Origin of the sequence: Neoroseomonas soli (genome assembly GCF_018129065.1) — a bacterium.
Lineage (GTDB): Bacteria > Pseudomonadota > Alphaproteobacteria > Acetobacterales > Acetobacteraceae > Neoroseomonas > Neoroseomonas soli.
Window position 1 is genome coordinate 19,030 of sequence record NZ_JAAEDM010000019.1, and the last position, 18,072, is coordinate 37,101.

General features: G+C 70.1%; 17 protein-coding genes. 7 read left to right on the plus strand and 10 right to left on the minus strand.

The window, feature by feature from the left end; genetic code table 11:
- Positions 1-5: 5 nt before the first annotated feature.
- The 5 genes from GXW76_RS09635 to GXW76_RS09655 all read left to right on the plus strand — a co-directional run bounded on the left by GXW76_RS09635 (position 6) and on the right by GXW76_RS09655 (position 5,150).
- Positions 6-878, plus strand: a complete 873-nt coding sequence (locus GXW76_RS09635) for an MBL fold metallo-hydrolase (RefSeq protein ID WP_211861800.1) — start codon at positions 6-8, stop codon at positions 876-878.
- A 194-nt stretch (positions 879-1,072) separates the two neighbouring features.
- On the plus strand, positions 1,073-1,813 hold the full coding sequence (locus tag GXW76_RS09640) for an enoyl-CoA hydratase/isomerase family protein (RefSeq protein ID WP_211861801.1): 741 nt from the start codon (positions 1,073-1,075) through the stop codon (positions 1,811-1,813).
- Positions 1,814-1,816: 3 nt separating this feature from the next.
- A complete protein-coding gene (locus GXW76_RS09645) occupies positions 1,817-2,938 on the plus strand; it encodes a CaiB/BaiF CoA transferase family protein (RefSeq protein WP_211861802.1) in 1,122 nt (373 codons plus the stop codon).
- A 52-nt stretch (positions 2,939-2,990) separates the two neighbouring features.
- The gene (locus GXW76_RS09650; RefSeq protein ID WP_211861803.1) at positions 2,991-4,151 is read left to right on the plus strand and encodes an acyl-CoA dehydrogenase family protein; all 1,161 of its coding nucleotides are present in this window, start codon (positions 2,991-2,993) and stop codon (positions 4,149-4,151) included.
- Positions 4,152-4,181: 30 nt separating this feature from the next.
- Positions 4,182-5,150 carry a tripartite tricarboxylate transporter substrate binding protein gene (locus tag GXW76_RS09655; RefSeq protein WP_211861804.1) on the plus strand — a complete coding sequence of 323 codons (969 nt, stop codon included), beginning with the start codon at positions 4,182-4,184 and terminating at the stop codon, positions 5,148-5,150.
- Here the strand turns inward: GXW76_RS09655 and GXW76_RS09660 are convergent.
- Entirely contained in the window at positions 5,137-6,678 is a 1,542-nt protein-coding gene (locus GXW76_RS09660) for an AMP-binding protein (RefSeq protein ID WP_211861805.1), read from the minus strand. The two genes, GXW76_RS09655 and GXW76_RS09660, sit on opposite strands and share 14 nt — an antisense overlap.
- A 96-nt stretch (positions 6,679-6,774) precedes the next feature.
- On the opposite strand from GXW76_RS09660, the gene GXW76_RS09665 reads away from it, so the two are divergent.
- Together GXW76_RS09665 and GXW76_RS09670 are read left to right on the plus strand one after the other, a co-directional pair.
- A complete protein-coding gene (locus GXW76_RS09665; RefSeq protein WP_211861806.1) occupies positions 6,775-7,482 on the plus strand; it encodes an NUDIX hydrolase in 708 nt (235 codons plus the stop codon).
- A 41-nt stretch (positions 7,483-7,523) separates the two neighbouring features.
- Entirely contained in the window at positions 7,524-8,729 is a 1,206-nt protein-coding gene (locus GXW76_RS09670) for an LLM class flavin-dependent oxidoreductase (RefSeq protein WP_211861807.1), read from the plus strand.
- Between the two features lie 125 nt (positions 8,730-8,854).
- On the opposite strand, the gene GXW76_RS09675 is transcribed toward GXW76_RS09670, so the two are convergent.
- The 9 genes from GXW76_RS09675 to GXW76_RS09715 form a co-directional block, all read right to left on the minus strand.
- Positions 8,855-9,826 carry a Bug family tripartite tricarboxylate transporter substrate binding protein gene (locus tag GXW76_RS09675; RefSeq protein ID WP_211861808.1) on the minus strand — a complete coding sequence of 324 codons (972 nt, stop codon included), beginning with the start codon at positions 9,824-9,826 and terminating at the stop codon, positions 8,855-8,857.
- Between the two features lie 67 nt (positions 9,827-9,893).
- Complete coding sequence (locus GXW76_RS09680; protein WP_211861809.1) at positions 9,894-11,045, minus strand: thiolase C-terminal domain-containing protein; 1,152 nt, start codon at positions 11,043-11,045, stop codon at positions 9,894-9,896.
- A gap of 5 nt (positions 11,046-11,050) precedes the next feature.
- Complete coding sequence (locus GXW76_RS09685; RefSeq protein ID WP_211861810.1) at positions 11,051-11,467, minus strand: Zn-ribbon domain-containing OB-fold protein; 417 nt, start codon at positions 11,465-11,467, stop codon at positions 11,051-11,053.
- Between the two features lie 70 nt (positions 11,468-11,537).
- The gene (locus tag GXW76_RS09690) at positions 11,538-12,407 is read right to left on the minus strand and encodes a glycosyltransferase family 2 protein (protein WP_211861811.1); all 870 of its coding nucleotides are present in this window, start codon (positions 12,405-12,407) and stop codon (positions 11,538-11,540) included.
- A complete protein-coding gene (locus GXW76_RS09695; protein WP_211861812.1) occupies positions 12,407-13,282 on the minus strand; it encodes a glycosyltransferase family 2 protein in 876 nt (291 codons plus the stop codon). Before GXW76_RS09695 ends, GXW76_RS09690 begins: the two co-directional genes overlap by 1 nt.
- Positions 13,279-14,391: a glycosyltransferase gene (locus GXW76_RS09700; RefSeq protein ID WP_211861813.1), complete on the minus strand. Its 1,113-nt coding sequence runs from the start codon at positions 14,389-14,391 to the stop codon at positions 13,279-13,281. Before GXW76_RS09700 ends, GXW76_RS09695 begins: the two co-directional genes overlap by 4 nt.
- Positions 14,388-15,464 carry a glycosyltransferase family 4 protein gene (locus tag GXW76_RS09705; protein WP_211861814.1) on the minus strand — a complete coding sequence of 359 codons (1,077 nt, stop codon included), beginning with the start codon at positions 15,462-15,464 and terminating at the stop codon, positions 14,388-14,390. The genes GXW76_RS09700 and GXW76_RS09705 overlap by 4 nt, the downstream gene beginning before the upstream one ends.
- Positions 15,461-16,969 carry a flippase gene (locus GXW76_RS09710; RefSeq protein WP_211861815.1) on the minus strand — a complete coding sequence of 503 codons (1,509 nt, stop codon included), beginning with the start codon at positions 16,967-16,969 and terminating at the stop codon, positions 15,461-15,463. Before GXW76_RS09710 ends, GXW76_RS09705 begins: the two co-directional genes overlap by 4 nt.
- Before the next feature lie 133 nt (positions 16,970-17,102).
- Positions 17,103-17,741: a sugar transferase gene (locus tag GXW76_RS09715; RefSeq protein WP_246514069.1), complete on the minus strand. Its 639-nt coding sequence runs from the start codon at positions 17,739-17,741 to the stop codon at positions 17,103-17,105.
- Positions 17,742-18,072 lie beyond the last annotated feature (331 nt).

Genomic DNA, 18,072 nt, shown 5'->3' on the forward strand with positions numbered 1-18,072 from the left:
GGCGGATGACCGGCGGCTTCGCATTGGGCGACATCACCATCCAGCGGATCATCGAGGGTGAGTCGCCGCTCTTCGATCCGCTCACCTTCTTCCCGACGCTGACGAAGGAGGCGCTGGAGGAGAACCGGTCCTGGCTGGAGCCGGCCGCGCTCGATCCCGTGACCGGCAAGCTGGTCCTCTGCATCCAGTCCTGGGTGGTGCGCACGAGGCACCACACCATCCTGGTCGATACCTGCGTCGGCAACGACAAGGAAAGGCCGACGCGCGCCTTCTGGCACCGCCAGCGCGGAGACGCCTACATGCGCGGCCTCGCCGCGCTCGGGCTCACGGTGGACGATATCGACATCGTGATGTGCACGCACATGCATGTGGATCACGTCGGCTGGAACACGCGGCTCGAGAACGGACGCTGGGTGCCGACCTTCCCGAAGGCGCGCTACGTCTTCTCGGCGCAGGAATTCGCCTACTGGAACGCCGAGAACGCCAAGGCGCCGGTGCTGCCCTTCGCGGATTCCGTCCTGCCGGTGGTCGAGGCCGGGCGTGCGGTGATGGTCGCCGACGACCACGCCATCGCCGACGACATCCGCCTGGAGCCGACGCCGGGCCACACCCCGCACCACGTCGCGCTGCGCGTCGGCAAGGGGGACCGGGAGGCCCTGTTCACCGGGGACCTGATCCATTCGCCCTTGCAGGCGCGCTACCCGCACATCTCCATGGCGGCGGACTGGGATCCGGCGCTCGCGGCGACGACGCGACGGCGCGTGCTGGAATGTGCGTGCGAGGCCCGCACCCTGCTCTGCTTCGCGCATTTCCCCTCGCCTTCGCGCGGGCGGCTGTCACGATGGGGGAATGGCTTCCGCGCCGATCCGGTGGGCTGACGGGCCGCGGAGACTGGCTTAGCGTTCGACCGGAACCCGCGGATGGAGACGGGCGTGGAGGAAGCCGGGCCGGCCCCTGCCCATCGCGCGCGTCATGACCTTCGAAACCGGCGAGACCTTCGCCGACCGCATCCGGCGGAACCGGGAGATCCTTGGCGCAACCATGCGCCGCACTGGAGCAGGGGTGAACTGACGTGGAACTGGTGACTGTCACGGACGAGGGTCCGATCCGCATCGTGACGCTGAACAACCCGGCCAAGGGCAATGCGATCAGCAAGCCGATGGCCGAACAGGTCCAGGTCGTGATGAAGGAATTCGAGCGGCGCGACGACCTGCACGTCGCCATCATCACCGCGACCGGCACGCGCGCCTTCACCTTCGGCGCAGACGTCGCCGACCCGCCCGAGCTGTGGCGCGCAATCCCGACTGTCGGCTACCGCCCGCTCAAGCCGGTGATCTGCGCGGTCGAGGGCTGGTGCGTCGGCGGCGGCATCGTGCTCGCGATGATGTGCGACCTGATGGTCTGCGGCTCGACCGCGAAGTTCTACTACCCGGAGGCCAAGCTCGGCCTGACGGGCGGCATGATCGCGGGCCTCGTCTCCCGCATCCCGCACAAGATCGCGATGGAGATCATGCTGCTCTGCCGCACCATCGATGCCGATCGCGCCGAGCGCGTCGGCCTGGTGAACGAAGTGGTGCCGGAAGGCCAGGCGCTCGCCAAGGCGAAGGAATGGGCGCTGGAACTGGACGGCATGGCGCCGATGGTGCTCGGCGAGATCAAGCGCATGGTGACGGAGGAGATCATCCCCCGCGGCCCGTCCGAGCAGATGGCGATCCACGGCCAGCGCATGGCGGCGATCCGGGGCTCGGCCGACTTCGCCGAGGGCAAGGCCGCCTTCCGCGAGAAGCGCGCCCCGCGCTTCGAGGGACGCTGAGCCATGCCGGGTCCGCTGCACGGCCTTCGCGTCCTGGAGATCGCCGGCATCGGGCCCGGCCCCTTCTGTTGCACGATGCTGGCCGACCTCGGCGCCGAGGTGCTGCGCATCGACCGCCCGGATGGTCCGCCGGGCAATCCGGCGGATGTCCTCGGGCGTGGGCGGCGCAGCCTGGCGCTCGACCTGAAGAAGCCCGCGGCGGTCGAGACGTTGCTGCGCCTGGTGGAGCGCGCCGACGTGCTGGTGGAAGGCTTCCGCCCGGGCGTGATGGAGCGCCTCGGCCTCGGGCCGGAGGCGTGTCACGCACGCAATCCGCGCCTCGTCTTTGGCCGCATGACCGGCTGGGGCCAGGACGGGCCCATGGCGCCGGTGGCGGGCCACGACATCACCTACATCGCGCTGACCGGCGCGCTGTGGTCGATGGGGCGGGCGGGCGAACGTCCGGTGCCGCCGCTCAACCTCGTGGGCGATTTCGGCGGCGGCGGGATGCTGCTCGCCTATGGCATCATGGCGGCGCTGTTCGAGGCGAACCGCAGCGGCCGCGGCCAGGTCGTGGACGCCGCGATGACGGACGGCTCCGCCACGTTGATGGGCACCTTCTTCGGATTGCTCGGGCAGGGGCGCTGGAAGAACGCGCGGGAGAGCAACCGGCTCGATGGCGGCTGCCCCTTCTACGACACCTATGAATGCGCGGACGGGAAATACGTCGCGGTGGGCGCGCTGGAACCGCAGTTCTTCGCGCTGCTGCTGAAGGGGCTCGGGCTCGATCCCGCGCGCTTCGCGGACCGCGACGACCCCGCCCGCTGGCCCACCATCAAGGCGGAATTCACCGAGATCTTCCGCCGCCACCCGCGTGACCATTGGGCGCAGGTCTTCGACGGCACGGATGCCTGCGTCGCGCCGGTTCTGGACCTCGAGGAAGCGCCGCGCCACCCGCACAACGCCGCGCGCGGCACCTTCTTCGCGCGCGACGGCGGGATGCAGCCGGCGCCGAGCCCGCGCTTCTCCCGCACGCCGCCGGCCGAACCGGCGCCGGCACCGCTGCGCGGCGCAGGCGGGGAGGCGGCGCTCACCGATTGGGGCTTCACGCCCACGGAGATCGCGGCCCTGCGCACCGGCGGCTGACAGCGCCGCCGGCGGCTTGCTAGGCTTGGCGCAACGCAACGAGGAACCGTCCATGGACACCGCCACCCCGGGCGCGGCCGGCGCGCGCAGCGTCTTCAACGCCGATCACGAGATCTTCCGCACCCAGGTGCGGCGCTTCTTCGAGCGCGAGATCGTGCCCTATCACCGCGAATGGGAACGCGCCGAGATCGTCCCGCGCGAGGTGTGGCGCAAGGCCGGCGCCGAGGGCCTGCTCTGCCCCGTGATGTCCGAGGAATACGGCGGCGCCGGCGCCGATTTCGGCTACGCCGCCGTGATCATCGAGGAGATCGCGCGCACCAACGCCTCCGGCATCGGCTTCCCGCTGCATTCCGACATCGTCGTTCCCTACGTCGAGGAATTCGCGCGCCCCGAGAAGAAGCGCGAATGGCTGCCGCGCATGGCTTCCGGCGAGATCATCACGGCCATCGCCATGACCGAACCGGGCATGGGGTCCGACCTCAAGGCGGTGCGCACGACAGCACGGCGGGACGGGTCCGACTGGATCATCAACGGGTCGAAGACCTTCATCTCCAACGGCCAGAACTGCGGCCTGGTGATCGTGGTCTGCAAGACCGATCCCGGCGCGGGGCGGAAGGGCATCAGCCTGATCTGCGTCGAGGAAGGCACCAAGGGCTTCACCAAGGGCCGCAACCTCGAAAAGATCGGCATGCACGCGGCCGACACCTCGGAACTGTTCTTCGACGATGTGCGCGTCCCGGCGGAGAACCTGCTGGGGGAGGAGAATTCGGGCTTCTCCTACCTCATCAGGAACCTGCCGCAGGAGCGCCTGGTCATCGCCATCCGTGCCGCGATGTCGATGGAGGTGATGCTGCAGAAGACCATCGACTACGCCAAGGACCGCAAGGTCTTCGGGCAGACGGTCTTCGACTTCCAGCACAACCGCTTCAAGCTGGCGGAGCAGAAGGCGAACGCGGTCATGTTCCGCGTCTTCGCCGACCATTGCCTGGCGCTGCACATGAAAGGCCAGCTCACCATTGACATGGCGGCGACGGCGAAGCTGCTGGGCACCGAGATGCAGAACCGGCTGCTCGACGACTGCCTGCAGATGCATGGCGGCTACGGCTACATGGCCGAGTACGAGATCGGCCGCGCCTGGGCCGATGCCCGCGTCGGGCGCATCTACGGCGGCAGCTCGGAGATCATGAAGGAAATCATCTCGCGGACGCTGTAGCGCGCGGGCCATTCGACAGGGAGGACAACAATGAACGACATCACCCGCCGCGCGGCCCTCGGTGCCGCGCTGGCCACGCCATTCGTCCGCGGCGCCGCCGCGCAGGAACGCTTCCCCAACAAGCCCATCACCGTCCTGGTGCCCTTCCCGGCGGGCGGGGCGACGGATGTGCAGATGCGCTCCCTCGCCGAGGCGGCGACCCGCGCCTTCGGCCAGACCGTGCTGGTGGAAAACCGGCCCGGCGCGGGCAGCACTCTTGGTGCCGCCGCCGTCGCGCGGGCGCGGCCGGATGGCTACATGGTGGCGCAGATGACGCTGCCGGCGCTGCGCCTGCCGCACATGCAGCGCATGCCCTATGACGTGACGAAGGATTTCACGCCGATCCTGCACCTGACCGGCTACCTCTTCACCGTCATCGTGCGCGCGGAGAGCCCCTACCGGACCTGGCAGGACCTGGTGGCCGATGCGCGCCGCCGCCCCGGCCAGGTGCGGCTCGGCAACACTGGCGCCAACGGCACGCCGCACCTCACGCTGGTGGATCTCGCGGAGCGCGAGCGCGTCGAAATCGTCCACGTGCCCTTCCGTGGGGAGGGCGACATGGTCCCCGCCCTGCTCGGCGGCCATATCGAGGGCGGCGCCGGCGGCTCCGGCGTCGGCCAGTTGGTGGACGAGGGCAAGCTGCGGATGCTGAACGTCTGGTCGCGCGAACGCTCCCCGCGCTGGCCGAACGTGCCGACGCTGATCGACCTCGGCTATGCCGGCATGTCCGTGACCTCGCCCTACGGGCTGGTGGCGCCGGCCGGCCTCGAGCCGGAGATCCGCCGCGCGCTGCATGACGGGTTCCGCACTGCGCTGTTCGACCCTGCGCATGTCGCGACGCTGCGCCGGCTCGACCAGCCGCTCGAATACCTCAACAGCGAGGACTACGCGCGCAACATGCTCGAAACCTACGCGATGGAGCGCCAGCGCGTGGAGCGCCTCGGCCTCAGGACGGGCTGAGGTAGCGTTCCTTCAGGATCCTGCGCAGCAGCTTGCCGGCCTCGCTGCGCGGGAGTTCGTCGACGAATTCCCAGGAGCGCGGGCGCTTCGGGCCGGCGAGCTGGTCCTTGCACAGGGCTTCCAGTGCCGCCTGCAGCGCGCGCGTGTCGGCGCGCGGGTCGCGCGGGACGATCGCGGCATGGACCTGCTCGCCGAAATCCGCGTTCGGGATGCCGACGACGGCGACCTCGGCGACCTCGGGATGGCGCGCGATCGCCGCCTCGATCTCCGCCGGGTAGATGTTCACGCCGCCGGACAGGATCAGGTCCGCGCGCCGGTCCGAGAGGAACAGGAAGCCGTCCTCGTCCACCCGCCCGAGATCGCCGAGCGATGCCCAGCCGCGCCCATTGTAGGCGCCCGCGGTCTTCTCCGGCGCGTTGTGGTAGTCGAAGCGCGGCGCGCCCTCGAAGCAGATGCGGCCGACCTCGCCGACCGGCAGTTCGTTGCCGTCATCGTCGCAGATGTGCAGCTTCACGCCATTGACCGGCCGCCCCACCGTGCCCGGGTGCGCGAGCCAGTCCTGCGGCGAGATCACGGTCGTGCCGACGCTCTCGGACCCCGCGTAGTATTCCCAGATGATCGGCCCCCACCATTCCATCATCCGCTGCTTCACGCCGACCGGGCAGGGTGCCGCGGCATGGATCGCGCAGCGGTGTGATGAAAGGTCGAAGCGCGTCCGGTCCGCGTCCGGCAGCGCGAGCAGGCGGACGAACATGGTCGGCACCCACTGGCTATGGGTGATGCGGTAGCGCTCGATCATCTCGAGCGCGCGCAGCGGGTCGAACTTCGCCATCACCACGGCGGTGCCACCCTCGGTGATGGTACGGCGGATGGTGAAGGTGTGCGGCGCGGCGTGGTAGAGCGGCGCCGGCGAGAGATAGACCGTGTCCGGACCGAAGCCGTACAGCGACTTCCAGGTCATGTCCCATTCCGGCGCGGTGCGGTTCTCCCACGCCACCATCGGGCGCTTGATGCCCTTGGGCAGGCCGGTGGTGCCGGAGGAATAGAGGAATTCCCGCCCGACCGGCCGCTCGGGCAGCCGCGCCGGCGCCGGATGGGCGGAGAGCGCCTCGTCATAGGATCGGTAGCCGTCCACACCTTCGCCGACGGCGAAGCGAGGCACCTCGCCGACCGCGCCTTCCCGCAGCAGGGCGGTGGCGAGGTCCGCGACGCCCGGCGAGACGATGATCGCCTTCGCCGCCGCATCCCGCATCATGTAGGCCACTTCCTGCGGCCGCAGATGCACCGAGAGCGGCGTGTAGTAGAGCCCCGCCCGCCGGCAGGCGAAGGCGAGTTCGATGAATTCCGGCCGGTTGTCCATCAGCAGGGCGATGCCGTCGCCGGGTTCGAGCCCCAGCGCGATCAGCCATTGCGCGGCGCGGTTGGAGCGGGCGTCGAGCGCATCGAAGGTCATGCTTTTCCCGATATCCGGGAAATGCGCCGCCACCTTGTCCGGCGTCTCCCGGGCCCAGCGCGCCAGAAGCACCATGCCGTTCCTCTCCCTCGTTTCCTGCAAGGCTGCTGTGCCGGGGCTGCCGCGTCAACGTGCCTTGCGGTGACGGCGCGGTCGCGCTGCAATGCCGGCATGCCCAGCCCAGTTCCCGCCCGTCCCGCCTCGACCGTCCTGCTGCTCCGTGATGGGCCCGGGGGGCTCGAGGTCTTCATGGTGGTGCGCCACCACCAGATCGACTTCGCCTCCGGCGCGCTGGTGTTTCCGGGCGGGCGGGTGGAGCCGTCGGATACCGTTCTGGCCGGCGGCGACGAGCATGAGGCATTCCGCATCGCTGCCATCCGCGAGACCTGGGAGGAGTGCGGCGTGCTGCTCGCTTCCCCTGGCCGGCCGCGGGCGGCGGAAGGCGAGTTCGCCGCCATGCTGTCCGGCCGCGGCCTCGTGCCGGACTGCACGATGCTGGCGCATTTCGCGCACTGGATCACGCCGGTCCCGGTGCCCAAGCGGTTCGACACGCATTTCTTCCTCGCCGCCGCGCCCCGGGACCAGGACGCCCTGCATGACGGGCGGGAGGCGGTGGACAGCGTCTGGATCCGCCCGCGCGACGCGCTGGCGGAAGCCGAGGCCGGCACGAAGAAGATCGTCTTCCCGACGCGAATGAACCTGACCAAGCTCGCGCGCAGCAATTCTCTCGCCGAGGCCTTCGCCGCGGCGCGCGCCAGGCCGGTTGTCACGGTGCTGCCCATCCAGCGCGACACGCCGCAGGGCCGCTACCTCCGCCTCCCCATCGAGGCCGATTACGGCGGGGAGGAATTCCTCGCCGGCGACCCGCCGTCCATGTGACGCGGCGGCAGGGTTCGCGACAGCAACACAAGGGAACGTCCATGGCTCCGCGCCGCATGCGCTTCGGCATCTTCCTCGCGCCCTTCCATCGGGTCGGCGACAACCCGACGCTCGCGCTCGAGCGCGACATGGCGCTGATCGAGTGGCTCGACCACCTCGGCTACGACGAGGCCTGGATCGGCGAGCACCATTCCGCGGGCTGGGAAACCATCGCGTCGCCAGAAATCATGATCGGCGCGGTGGCGCAGCGGACGAAGCACATCCGCCTCGGCACCGGCGTGACGAGCCTGCCCTACCACCATCCGCTGCTGGTGGCGCAGCGCTTCGTGCAGCTCGACCACATGACGCGCGGGCGCGTGATGCTAGGCTGCGGGCCGGGCGCGCTGGTCTCCGACGCCTACATGATGGGGATCGATCCGGCCGACCAGCGGCGGCGCATGGATGAATCCCTGACCGCCATCACCAGGCTCCTCGCCTGCGAGGAGCCGGTCACGATGGAGACGGACTGGTTCACGCTGCGCGAGGCGCGGCTGCATCTCGCGCCGTATTCGGAACCCTGCTTCCCGATCTCGGTCGCTTCCTCCACTACGCCATCGGGCGCGCTGGCGGCGGCGAAGCATGGGCTGGGGCTGCTCTCGCTCGGCGCGGGGCTGGCTGGCGGGCCGAAGATGCTCGCCGAGCAGTGGCGCATGGCCGAGGCGGAAGCCGCGAAGCACGGCAAGACCATGGACCGCGCGAAGTGGCGGCTGGTGGTGAACCTGCACTGCGCCGAGGACGACGAGCGCGCGCTCCGCGACGTGCGCATCGGCGAGCAGATGGAGACGCTGACCTATTTCAGCGAGACGCTCGGCCGCCCGCCGATGCGGTCGGAAGACCCGCTGCGCGACGGGCTGGCGATGGGCTCGACGCTGGTGGGCTCGCCGGAGACGGTCGCGGCGGGGATCGAGCGCCTGCTCTCCTTCACCGATGGCGGCGCCGGCGGCATCCTGTTCCGTGCCCATGAATGGGCCGACCGGGAAGCGACGTGGCGGTCCTTCGAGCTCTTTGCCCGCTGGGTGATGCCGCGCTTCCAGGGCTCGCTGACCATGCCGCAGCAGTCGCGGGATTGGGTCAGCGCCAACCGCGAGACGATCTTCGCGCCCAACATGCAGGCGCTGAAGAAGGCGTTCCGCGATGCGGGGCAGGAGGCGCCGGAATTCTCGCGCCTCAAGCTCCACACCGGGAAGGTCGATCTGCCCAAGGGCTGATACTCGGAGCACAAAGGCTCGACCTTTGTGCGGCGGGTCTTTGCGCGCGGGGTCGGTGGGGCGGTCGCGCGCCAAACCTGTGATGCCGCCCGGGCGCCAAGGCCCGGGCGGATGTTTCTGCCGGCTCAGTTGATGCGAAGGTTGAGGCGCCGGATGATCGCGCCTTCCTCCTCGATCGTCTGCCGGACCGAGGCGACGTAGTCCGCGCTGTTCTTGTAGACCACCGGCATGTCGAAGCGTTCGAGCACGGCGAGATGCGCCGGGTCATGCAGCGCCGCCTTGAAGGCGTCGTGCAGCACCCGCACGATGCCGGGGTCGATGCCCTTCGGCCCCGCGAGGCCGTAGGGGGAGGCGGAGACGATGTTGATCCCGCTCTCCACCAGCGTTGGCACGTTGGGGTAGCGCTTGGCGCGCTCGGCGCCCCAGGTGACGAGCAGGCGGAACTGCCCGCCATCCACCAGCGGCCCCCAGGATGTGGAATCCGCCATTGCCTGCGTCTGACCGCCGAGCAGCGACTGCGCATTGTCCGCGCCGCCACGGAACGGCACGTGCAGGAACTCGATGCCCTTCTCGGCCGCGATGCGTTCCATGGTGATGTGCAGCGACGACCCGACGCCCGGCGAGCCATAGGCGACCTTGCCCGGGTTCGCCTTGGCGTGGTCGAGGAACTGCTGCCAGTTCTGCCAGGGGCTGTCCGCCTTCACCACCACGCCGAACAGGTAGCCGGTCAGGTGGATGATGTAGGAGAAATCCTTCAGCGGATCCCAGGTCGGCCGGCTGGTCATCATCGGGTAGCGGAAGGCGGTGATGGGCAGTTGGCCCACCAGGTAGCCGTCGCCGCGCGTCTCGGCCGCCATCATCTGCGCCCCGAGCGTGCCGGCGGCGCCGCCGCGGTTCTCGATGATCACCGGTTGGCCGAGATGGCGCGAGGCGACCTCCGCCAGTGCCCGCAATTGCCCGTCGGTGGACCCGCCCGGCGGCCAGGGGACGATCAGGCGGATGGAGCGGTTGGGAAAGCCGGCCTGTGCCACCGCGGGCGCCGCAAGCAGGGTGCCGCCGGCGGCCAGCAGGGCGCGGCGCGTCGTCGTGATCTTCATTCTTGTTTCCTCCCGAGGGAAATGGGGTGCCGGCCCCGCGGTCGTTGCCGCGGGGCCGGGGCGCGGCTCAGGGCCGCTGGTTCGACATCACGATGGTGCCGGAAGCGGAGAACATGCCGCCGACACCATGGCAAAGGCTGACCTTCACGTCCGGCACCTGCGCCGGCGCGATGCCACGCACCTGGCGCACGCTCTCCTGCAAGGCGAACATGCCGTACATGCCGGTGTGGGTGTAGGACAGGCCGCCGCCGTTCGTATTCAGCGGCAGCTTGCCGCCCGGTCGGGTGTTGCCTTCCCAGATGAAGTCCTTCGCCTCGCCGCGCTTGACGAAGCCGAGGTCCTCCAGCCCGTAGAGCGGCAGGTGCGCGAAGGCGTCGTAGATCATCAGGTGATCGACATCGCTGTGCTTGATGCCGGCCATCTCGATCGCCGTCGGCCCCGCCACGCGGAAGGCGCGGGACGAGGTGAAGTCCTGCATCTGGCTGACCATCGTCGTCTCGACGGATTCGCCGCTGCCGAGGATGTAGACCGGCTTCTGCGGGAAATCCTTCGCGCGGTCGGCGGAGGTGAGGATCAGCGCGCCGCCGCCGTCCGTCACCAGGCAGCATTGCAGCAGCCGGAACGGGTAGGCGATCATCTTGCTGTTCAGCACGTCCGCGACCGTGATCGGATCGCGGAATGCCGCGCGCGGATTCTTCCCCGCCCATTCGCGCTGCACCACGGCGACCTGCGCGAGATGCTCGTGCGTGGTGCCTGTCGCCTTCATGTAGCGCAGCACGGGAATGGGGAAGAGCGTCGGCGGGCCCATCGGGCCGAAGGGCGCCTCGAACTGCCCGTTCAGGCTCTGCGGCTCGGGCGGGCGCGGGGTCGCGTTGATGCGCGACTTGCCGCTCTCGCCATGGGTGATGAGGATCGTCTTGGCATAGCCCGCATGGATGGCCGCCGCGGCGTGACGGACATGCAGCATGAAGGAGCAGCCGCCGACGCCCGTGCCATCAACCCACTTGGGCGTGATGCCGAGGTAATGCGCGATCTGCTGCGGCATCATCGGGCCGACGCAGGCCACGCCGTCGATGTCGGAGGGCTTGAGCCCCGCATCCGCCATCGCGTTCAGCGCCGCGTCGGCGTGCAGCATGATCTGCGACATCTCGGGCACGGCGCCGATGCGCGTGCTTTCGGCCGCGCCGACGATGGCGATCTCGCCTGGCTTGATCGTCATGGTCTTCAGCCCTCCTTCGCGGGACGGAAGAGGGCAAGCGTGATCTCGTCGTCCATCGGCGTGAACGCGACCTCGAGCGGCATGTCGAGCACCAGCGCCTCGGGCGTTTGCGCGCAATCGACGATGTTCGTCATCATGCGCGGCCCTTCCTCGAGTTCCACGACCGCGATCGCGTAGGGCGGCTTGAAGCCCGGCACCGGCCGGTGGTGGATCACGTAGGAATGCAGCGTCGCGCGGCCCGAGGCCTCGAAGACCTCGACATTGCGCGTGCCGGTATAGGGGCTGAAGGGGCGCGGCGGGAAATACGCGCGGCCGGTGTCGCCGCAGCGTTGCAGCAGCAGCTTGCCGTTCTTCGTGCCTTCCCAGAAATGCTTCGTTTCGGGCGTGGGCTCCGGCCGCGGGCGGCCAGGTTCGAGTGCCATCTCGGCGTATCCTCCTCCTTGGGTCGCACGCATCGTCGCCCGAAGCGGCGCGCGACGGAAGAGGGGGGGGCTACAGTTCCAGGATCCGCTCCGGTGCCGCCTTGCCGCGCAGCAGGTCCCACAGTCCGATCATGTTCCCCTTGAACCGCCCGGCGCGATCCGCCCAGGGCTCGGGCTTCAGCGAACGCACGAGGTTCGCCAGGCAATGCCGCGCCGCGCTCGGGATGGCGTGGTTCCAGGGGAAGGTGCCCTTTCGCGCCAGATAGACCGGGTTCACCACCTGCGAATATCCGAGCCGCACCTGCTTCACGCGCCCCGACTTCGACCCGAGATGCACGCCGCGCGCCCCCGCGAGCCGCAGGATCGCGCCATGCGCACCGAGCTGGCGCGACACGTCGATGTCCTCGTACCAGGCATAGAGCGGCAGGCGTTCATCCACGCGGATGCTGTGCGCGCGCACCGTCGCCATGCGGAAGGCCATGTTGCAGCCATAGCCGTTGAAGTGTGGCGCCATCGTCATGCAGTCCGCCGGCGGCACGTCGGCGGCGAGCAGCGCGGCGCCTTCCTCCAGCGAGTAGCCCGGCCCCTTGGCGCCGTCCGCGACCACGGTGCCGGTCGCCACCACCATGTCCGGGCGCGCCGCGAAGGCCGCTTCCGTCACCGCGACGTAATCCGGCGCACACAGGAAATCGTCGTCGAGGAACAGCACCACGTCGCTGTCGGATGCCGCGTCCATGATGGCGTTGCGCTGGCGCGGCAGCCCGGCCTCGGCGGTGATGAACTCGGCGCCCGCGATGGCGTCGCAGCCGGTCACGTCGTCGGGCGTGACGTGGCAGACGATGGTGCGGTCGGGCGCGCGAGTCTGGCGTTGCAGGTCGCGCAGCACGCCGGCCAGGATCCCCGGCCGCCCGCGCGTGGCGATGCCGATGGCGATGCGCATCACGCGGCCTCCGTCAGCGGGGCGATGCGCGCCGGGCGACGCGCTTCGGCCGCCATGGCGCCGGCGATGCGCCCGCGCCAGGTCATGAAGTAGTAGGCGGCCTCGTGCATCCGCCCGCGCAGCAGGCTCACCGCCACGCCGCCGAGCGGCCGCACCAGGAACGCCATCCATGCCGAGGCAGGCGCATGATGCCGCCGCAACGCGAAGCCAAGCCCGCGTCCGTAGCGTTCGGCACGCTCCACCGCGATGTCGGTCAACCGCTTGTCGGGATGCACGATGCGCAGCGCGGCATCGTACCGCGCGCCGACGCCAAGGGCCATGGCGCGGCACACCAGGTCGTTGCCCTCGGCCGAGCCGAAGGGACTGCCCGGCCCCATCCCCTCGTCGAAGCCGCCGAGGGCCAGCGCCGTCGCGCGGCGCAGGAACAGGTTGAATTCAATCACGCTGGTCCAGACATTGCCGAGGTCGATCGGGCCGCTCTCCATGCGCCAGCGCCCGGAACCGAGGCCGCCCGCCGGCGAGGCCGCCGGCCCGGTCAGCACATGCAGCGCAGGCTCGGCCACGAAGGCCGCATCCACGCGATCCAGCACGCCGGGCGGATAAAGGCAGTCATCGTCGGGGAAGGTCACGATCTCCCCGCGCGCATGCCGCAGGCCGAGATTGCGCGCGTTGTTCGCATTGCGGATCGCCGACCGCAGGCGCCGAATCTTCAGGCGGGATGAATACGCGGCTTCGACCGCGCCCAGCCGGTCGTCATCGTTCTGATCGACGATGATGACCTCGAAATCCTGCCGCCCCTGCGCGAGCAGGCTGTCGAACAATTCAGCGACTTCCCGGTCCCGCCCGAGCGTCGCGACGACGAGCGAGAACCTCATCGCCGCGCCTCCTCGACGATGCCCCGCATCTTCGCGCGGAAGGCGGCGTGGCTGAAGCGTTCGGCGTTGGCGCGGCAATCCTCGGGGGCGAAGCGCAGCGTCTCGAAGCGTTCGACGGCTGCGACGATGGCCTCGGTGGATTGCTCGGCGAAGAATAGGCCGGTCGGGCGCTCCGCAGGGGGAGCGACCACGATGTCGCAGGCGCCACCCTTGCCGAAGGCGATGACCGGCGTGCCGCAGGCCTGGGCCTCGACGGTGGCGATGCCGAAATCCTCCTCCGCCGCGAAGACCGCGGCGCGGGCGGCCTGGGTCAGGCGCACGAGTTCCTCCGTCCCGACACGGCCGCGGAATTCGATGTTGGGCGCACCGCCGGCGGCCTCACGCACGCGCGCCTCGTTGGCGCCGTCGCCGACCACGACGAGACGACGGTCCGGCATGCGGCGGAAGGCCTCGGCGACCAGTTCGATACGCTTGTAGGGCACCATGCGGGAGGCGGTGAGGTAGAAGCCTTCCTTTTCCGCTCGCAGCGCGAAGCGTTCCACGTCCACCGGTGGATGCACGACGATGCTGTCACGCCGCCACACCTTGCGGATGCGCTCGGCGATGTAGCTGGAATTCGCCAGCACCACGTCCGGGCTCAGCGCGCTGGCGCGGTCCCAGATGCGCAACTTGTGCAGGAGGTGGCGCGTGTAGAGGCCCTTCAGCCCGCGCTCCATCCCCGCTTCGCGCAGATACTGGTGCTGCAGGTCCCACGCATATCGCATCGGGCTGTGCACGTAGGAGACATGCAACTGCCCCGGTCCGGTGATCACGCCCTTGGCCACCGCATGCGACGACGACAGCACGAGATCATAGCCCGACATGTCGAACTGCTCGATCGCGATCGGCATCAGGCCGAGATACTTGCGGAAGTGCTTCCGCGCGAAGGGCAGGCGCTGGATGAAGCTGGTGCGCGGCGCCTTGCCGCGCAGGAAGCCGCGCTCCGCCTCGGGCATGAAGTCGCAGAGGACGAAGAGGTCCGCCTCCGGCCATTCGGCCAGCAACTGCTCCACCACGCGCTCGGAGCCCGCGAAGGAATCCAGCCATTCATGGACGATGGCGACCTTCATGCGATGCGATCCTCGATCAGCGCCAGCAATTCGCGCGCGGCGCGTTCCCAGGTGAATGTGGCGGCACGGGCGAGGCCGGCGGCGCGCATGCCGTCGCGCAGGCCGTCTTCCTCGATGAGCCGCGCCAGGGCTTCGGTCAGCGTGGCGGGTCGCGACGGGTCGAACCACAGCGCGGCCTCGCCGCAGACTTCCGGCACCGCGCCGGCATGGGCGGCGATGACGGGGCAGCCGCAGGTCATGGCTTCGAGTGGCGGCAGGCCGAAACCCTCGTAGCGCGAGGGAAACACCAGGCAGAGCGCATTCCCGTACAGCGCGCGCAACTCAGCGTCAGACACGCGGCCGAGCACCCGCGCCGCTTGCGCCGCCACGCCATTGCCGGACCGGAACACCGCCGGGTCCGCGGCACCCGCCACCGCCAGCGTCAGCCCGTGGCGCCCCAGCACGTCCGCCGCCGCCGTCAGCGCCGCGAGGTTCTTGTGCGCCGCCGGATTGCCGACAACGAGCGCATAGCGCGCCGGTTCCAGCCCATGCCGCGCGAGCACGGATTCGTCGGCAGCGATGCGCAGGATGTGCTCCCCGCTTTCAGGCACGACGCCGATGCTCGCCGGCGAGACACCGAGCGCCGCCGCGATGCGCGCGCGGGAAAACTCCGACACCGTCAGCAGCCTCGCCCCGCCGCGCGCCAGCCGCTTCTGCATCAGCCGGTACCAGGTGCGGAAAGCGAAGGAATAGGATTCCGGCGTATCGAAAGCGCCGGCATCGTGGATCACCACCGCCTGCCGCGCGCCTGCCAGCAGGGGCGCGGTATTGCCCAGGCTCAGCAGGAAATCCCCGCGCAGCGCGCGCGGCAGGTCGATCTGCTCCCAGGCCTGCCCGCCGCGGGTGCCGACCGCTTCGGAACGCAGCGCGCCCAGCCCCGCCGCGCGCGCACCGGCCGGATGCAGCACGCGCGCCGCCGGCCATGCGCCACGCCCGGCCAGCGCATCCGCGGCGGCGACGATCTCCGTCGCGAAGCGCTGCACGCCCGTCATGCCCTGGGTCAGGAAGCGGCCGTTGATGGCGATGCCGCTCATGCGGCCCCCTTTCCGATGCGACGCAGCAGCATGGCGCGGTCATCCTCGGGCGCCACGCGCCAGCCGAGCCACAGCACGACGCCGAGCGTCACGCCGCCCACCACCACCGCCGCCATCCACGGCAGCGGCACCATCACCGCCAGCCCAACCCCCGCCACGGCCAGCACCGGCCGCAGCATGCGCCCGGCCTCGGCGGCCGGCGGGTAGAACCGCGCCGCGAACAGGAACCGCCCGGCGCAATCCGTCGCCGCGCGCAGCGCCCAGGCCATCGCCGCGCCCTCGATGCCGATCATCAGCAGCAGCGCCACGCCGAGCGGCAGGAACACCGCCGCCTGCGCCAGCGAGAATGTCGCCGTCACCTCCGGCCGCCCGATCGCGTCCAGCAGCGTCCCCGGCACAAAGGCGAGGCAGGAGAAGAAGATCCCCACACCGAGGATCCGCAGCACCATCCCGCCGCCCTCCGCGAAGGCATTGCCGAGCCACAGCCACAGCAGCCATTCCGCGAAAGCCACCAGCACCAGACAGGCCGGCAGCACCAGCCCGGCGACGATCAGCGCGCCGCGCCGCATCAGCAGCGCCGTGCGTTCGGGCGAGGCGCGATAGGAAGAAGCGATGGCCGGCAGCAGCGTCTGCGCCACCGCCACGGGCAGGATCCACATGCGCATGACGAGGTCGAGCGGTGTCGCATAGAAGGCCACCGCGGTCAGCCCGATCAGCGCGCCCACCAGGAAGCGGTCGGCATAGAGCAGCACCTGCGTCAGCGCGCCGGACAGGCTCATCCACCCGCCCTGGCGCAGCAGCGGCTTCAGAAGCGAAAAGCGCGGGCGCGAAAGCCCCAGCCCCGGCACGTCCTTCAAGGCCAGCACCGCATAGGCCAGCCCGCTCGCCAGCCGCACCGCGACCAGCGCGAGCATCACGCCCACCAGGCTGTCCCAGGCCAGCAGCGCGATCACCGGGCCGAGGTAGTAGAAGACGCTGACCGGCATGTTCACGAGGTTCGCCGCCCGGAACCTCTGCCACGCCGCGAGCACCCCCCACAGCGCCGCATTCAGCACCACCAGCGGCGCCGCTGCCGCCAGCACGCGGAAGGCGGCGAGCGCCTCCGCCTCCAGCCCCGGCGGCACGATCAGCACGCGCCCGATCAGGACGGGCATGAAGGCCCAGGCGAGCGCGGCCATCACGGCAGACAGCCCCAGCAGAGAATAAAGCGTCGCCCCCACCAGCGCCGGCGCATCCCGCCCGCGCCCTTCGCCGATCGCCTCGGAGACCGCCCGCGTCAGCGCCATGCCGAGGCCGAGGTCGAAGACCCCGAAGATCCCCACCATGGCCAGCGCCAGGGTGAACAACCCCCAGCGCTCCGTCCCCAGCAGGTGGACCAGCACCGGGGTGATCCCCAGCGCGATCAGCAGGGGGATGCCGCGCCCGAGCGCGTTCCAGAGCACCCCGGAAACGAGCCGGCGTCCGCCAGCCCGGTCCTCCGGGCCCTCGGACGCCGTGCCTGTCATGAAATGGGTTCCTTGGTGGTCCCGAGGCTCATGCCGCCCGGCGAGGCCGGGCGATATGGCGCGCGGGGCTGGTGGGGCGGCCGCGCGCGAAACATAGGCTCTGATACCGAGTCAGCCGAAAGGCTGGCTGGTATCAGTGCGCGCCGCGGCGGGAGAGCACCGCCACCGGGGTCTTCAGCAGGATGCGGATGTCGGTCAGCAGCGAGGGCTGCGAGACATAGGCGACATCGAGCGCCACGCGCTGGTCGTAGGAGGTCTCGCTGCGGCCGCTGACCTGCCACGGGCCGGTGATGCCCGGGCGGACGGTCAGGTAGTGCGCGGCGGCGACACCATAGTAGCAGTCGAGTTCGGACTGCGTCACCGGGCGCGGGCCGACGATCGACATCTCGCCCTTCAGCACGTTGATCAGCTGCGGCAGCTCATCCAGCGAGGTGGCGCGCAGGAAGCGGCCGACGCGGGTGATGCGCGGGTCGTCCTTCAGCTTGCGGGTGGTTTCCCACTCGGCGCGGGCGGTGGGGTCGGCGGCGAGCAGCGCCTCAAGCCGGGCCTGGCTGTCCACCACCATCGAGCGGAACTTCAGGCAGCCGAAGATCCTGCCGCCGCGCCCGACGCGCGGATGCGCGTAGAAGGTGGGGCCGCCATCGGCGCGCGTCAGCGCGCCCACGGCCAGGAAGAAGGGCAGGGCGACCAGCAGGGCCGCGCCGGCGATGGCGATGTCCATCGCGCGCTTGGCCAGCGGCAGCAGCCGGGCGGCACGGTCGCGCGCGGACATGCCATGGACGGCGCCGGCGGGGGCGCTGTGCGGGGGGAGGGGACCAACCGGGACGCTGGACATGCGTGATATCGGCCTTCTGGTCTCATCGCCGCCGGTGGGGGGACCGGCTGCGGCCAAGGGAGCCCTTGGACCCGATCGCCCTGCCGCATCTGCGGGAGGGGCGTACCTGGCCCTCGGATGACGCTAGTCATGACCCTGGGTGCTGACGGATTTGGGACCTGCTTGCGGCGCAATTGTGGCGCCGCAGAAGGCAGCGTCCGGAATCTCCGTTCGGTGCCGCTTGCCGCCATCCGTCGGCAGGGCCTAGACGGCCCGCGTCCAGCACGGA

What these genes read in the sequence shown, in the direction of transcription:
- GXW76_RS09645 (WP_211861802.1), top strand. Translation starts at nt 1,817, where the DNA reads ATGCCGGGTCCGCTGCACGGCCTTCGCGTCCTGGAGATCGCCGGCATC.
- GXW76_RS09670 (WP_211861807.1), top strand. Translation starts at nt 7,524, where the DNA reads ATGGCTCCGCGCCGCATGCGCTTCGGCATCTTCCTCGCGCCCTTCCAT.
- GXW76_RS09700 (WP_211861813.1), bottom strand. Translation starts at nt 14,391, where the DNA reads ATGAAGGTCGCCATCGTCCATGAATGGCTGGATTCCTTCGCGGGCTCC.
- GXW76_RS09705 (WP_211861814.1), bottom strand. Translation starts at nt 15,464, where the DNA reads ATGAGCGGCATCGCCATCAACGGCCGCTTCCTGACCCAGGGCATGACG.
- GXW76_RS09695 (WP_211861812.1), bottom strand. Translation starts at nt 13,282, where the DNA reads ATGAGGTTCTCGCTCGTCGTCGCGACGCTCGGGCGGGACCGGGAAGTC.
- GXW76_RS09665 (WP_211861806.1), top strand. Translation starts at nt 6,775, where the DNA reads ATGCCCAGCCCAGTTCCCGCCCGTCCCGCCTCGACCGTCCTGCTGCTC.
- GXW76_RS09650 (WP_211861803.1), top strand. Translation starts at nt 2,991, where the DNA reads ATGGACACCGCCACCCCGGGCGCGGCCGGCGCGCGCAGCGTCTTCAAC.
- GXW76_RS09685 (WP_211861810.1), bottom strand. Translation starts at nt 11,467, where the DNA reads ATGGCACTCGAACCTGGCCGCCCGCGGCCGGAGCCCACGCCCGAAACG.
- GXW76_RS09655 (WP_211861804.1), top strand. Translation starts at nt 4,182, where the DNA reads ATGAACGACATCACCCGCCGCGCGGCCCTCGGTGCCGCGCTGGCCACG.
- GXW76_RS09690 (WP_211861811.1), bottom strand. Translation starts at nt 12,407, where the DNA reads ATGCGCATCGCCATCGGCATCGCCACGCGCGGGCGGCCGGGGATCCTG.
- GXW76_RS09710 (WP_211861815.1), bottom strand. Translation starts at nt 16,969, where the DNA reads ATGACAGGCACGGCGTCCGAGGGCCCGGAGGACCGGGCTGGCGGACGC.
- GXW76_RS09660 (WP_211861805.1), bottom strand. Translation starts at nt 6,678, where the DNA reads ATGGTGCTTCTGGCGCGCTGGGCCCGGGAGACGCCGGACAAGGTGGCG.
- GXW76_RS09715 (WP_246514069.1), bottom strand. Translation starts at nt 17,741, where the DNA reads ATGTCCGCGCGCGACCGTGCCGCCCGGCTGCTGCCGCTGGCCAAGCGC.
- GXW76_RS09635 (WP_211861800.1), top strand. Translation starts at nt 6, where the DNA reads ATGACCGGCGGCTTCGCATTGGGCGACATCACCATCCAGCGGATCATC.
- GXW76_RS09680 (WP_211861809.1), bottom strand. Translation starts at nt 11,045, where the DNA reads ATGACGATCAAGCCAGGCGAGATCGCCATCGTCGGCGCGGCCGAAAGC.
- GXW76_RS09675 (WP_211861808.1), bottom strand. Translation starts at nt 9,826, where the DNA reads ATGAAGATCACGACGACGCGCCGCGCCCTGCTGGCCGCCGGCGGCACC.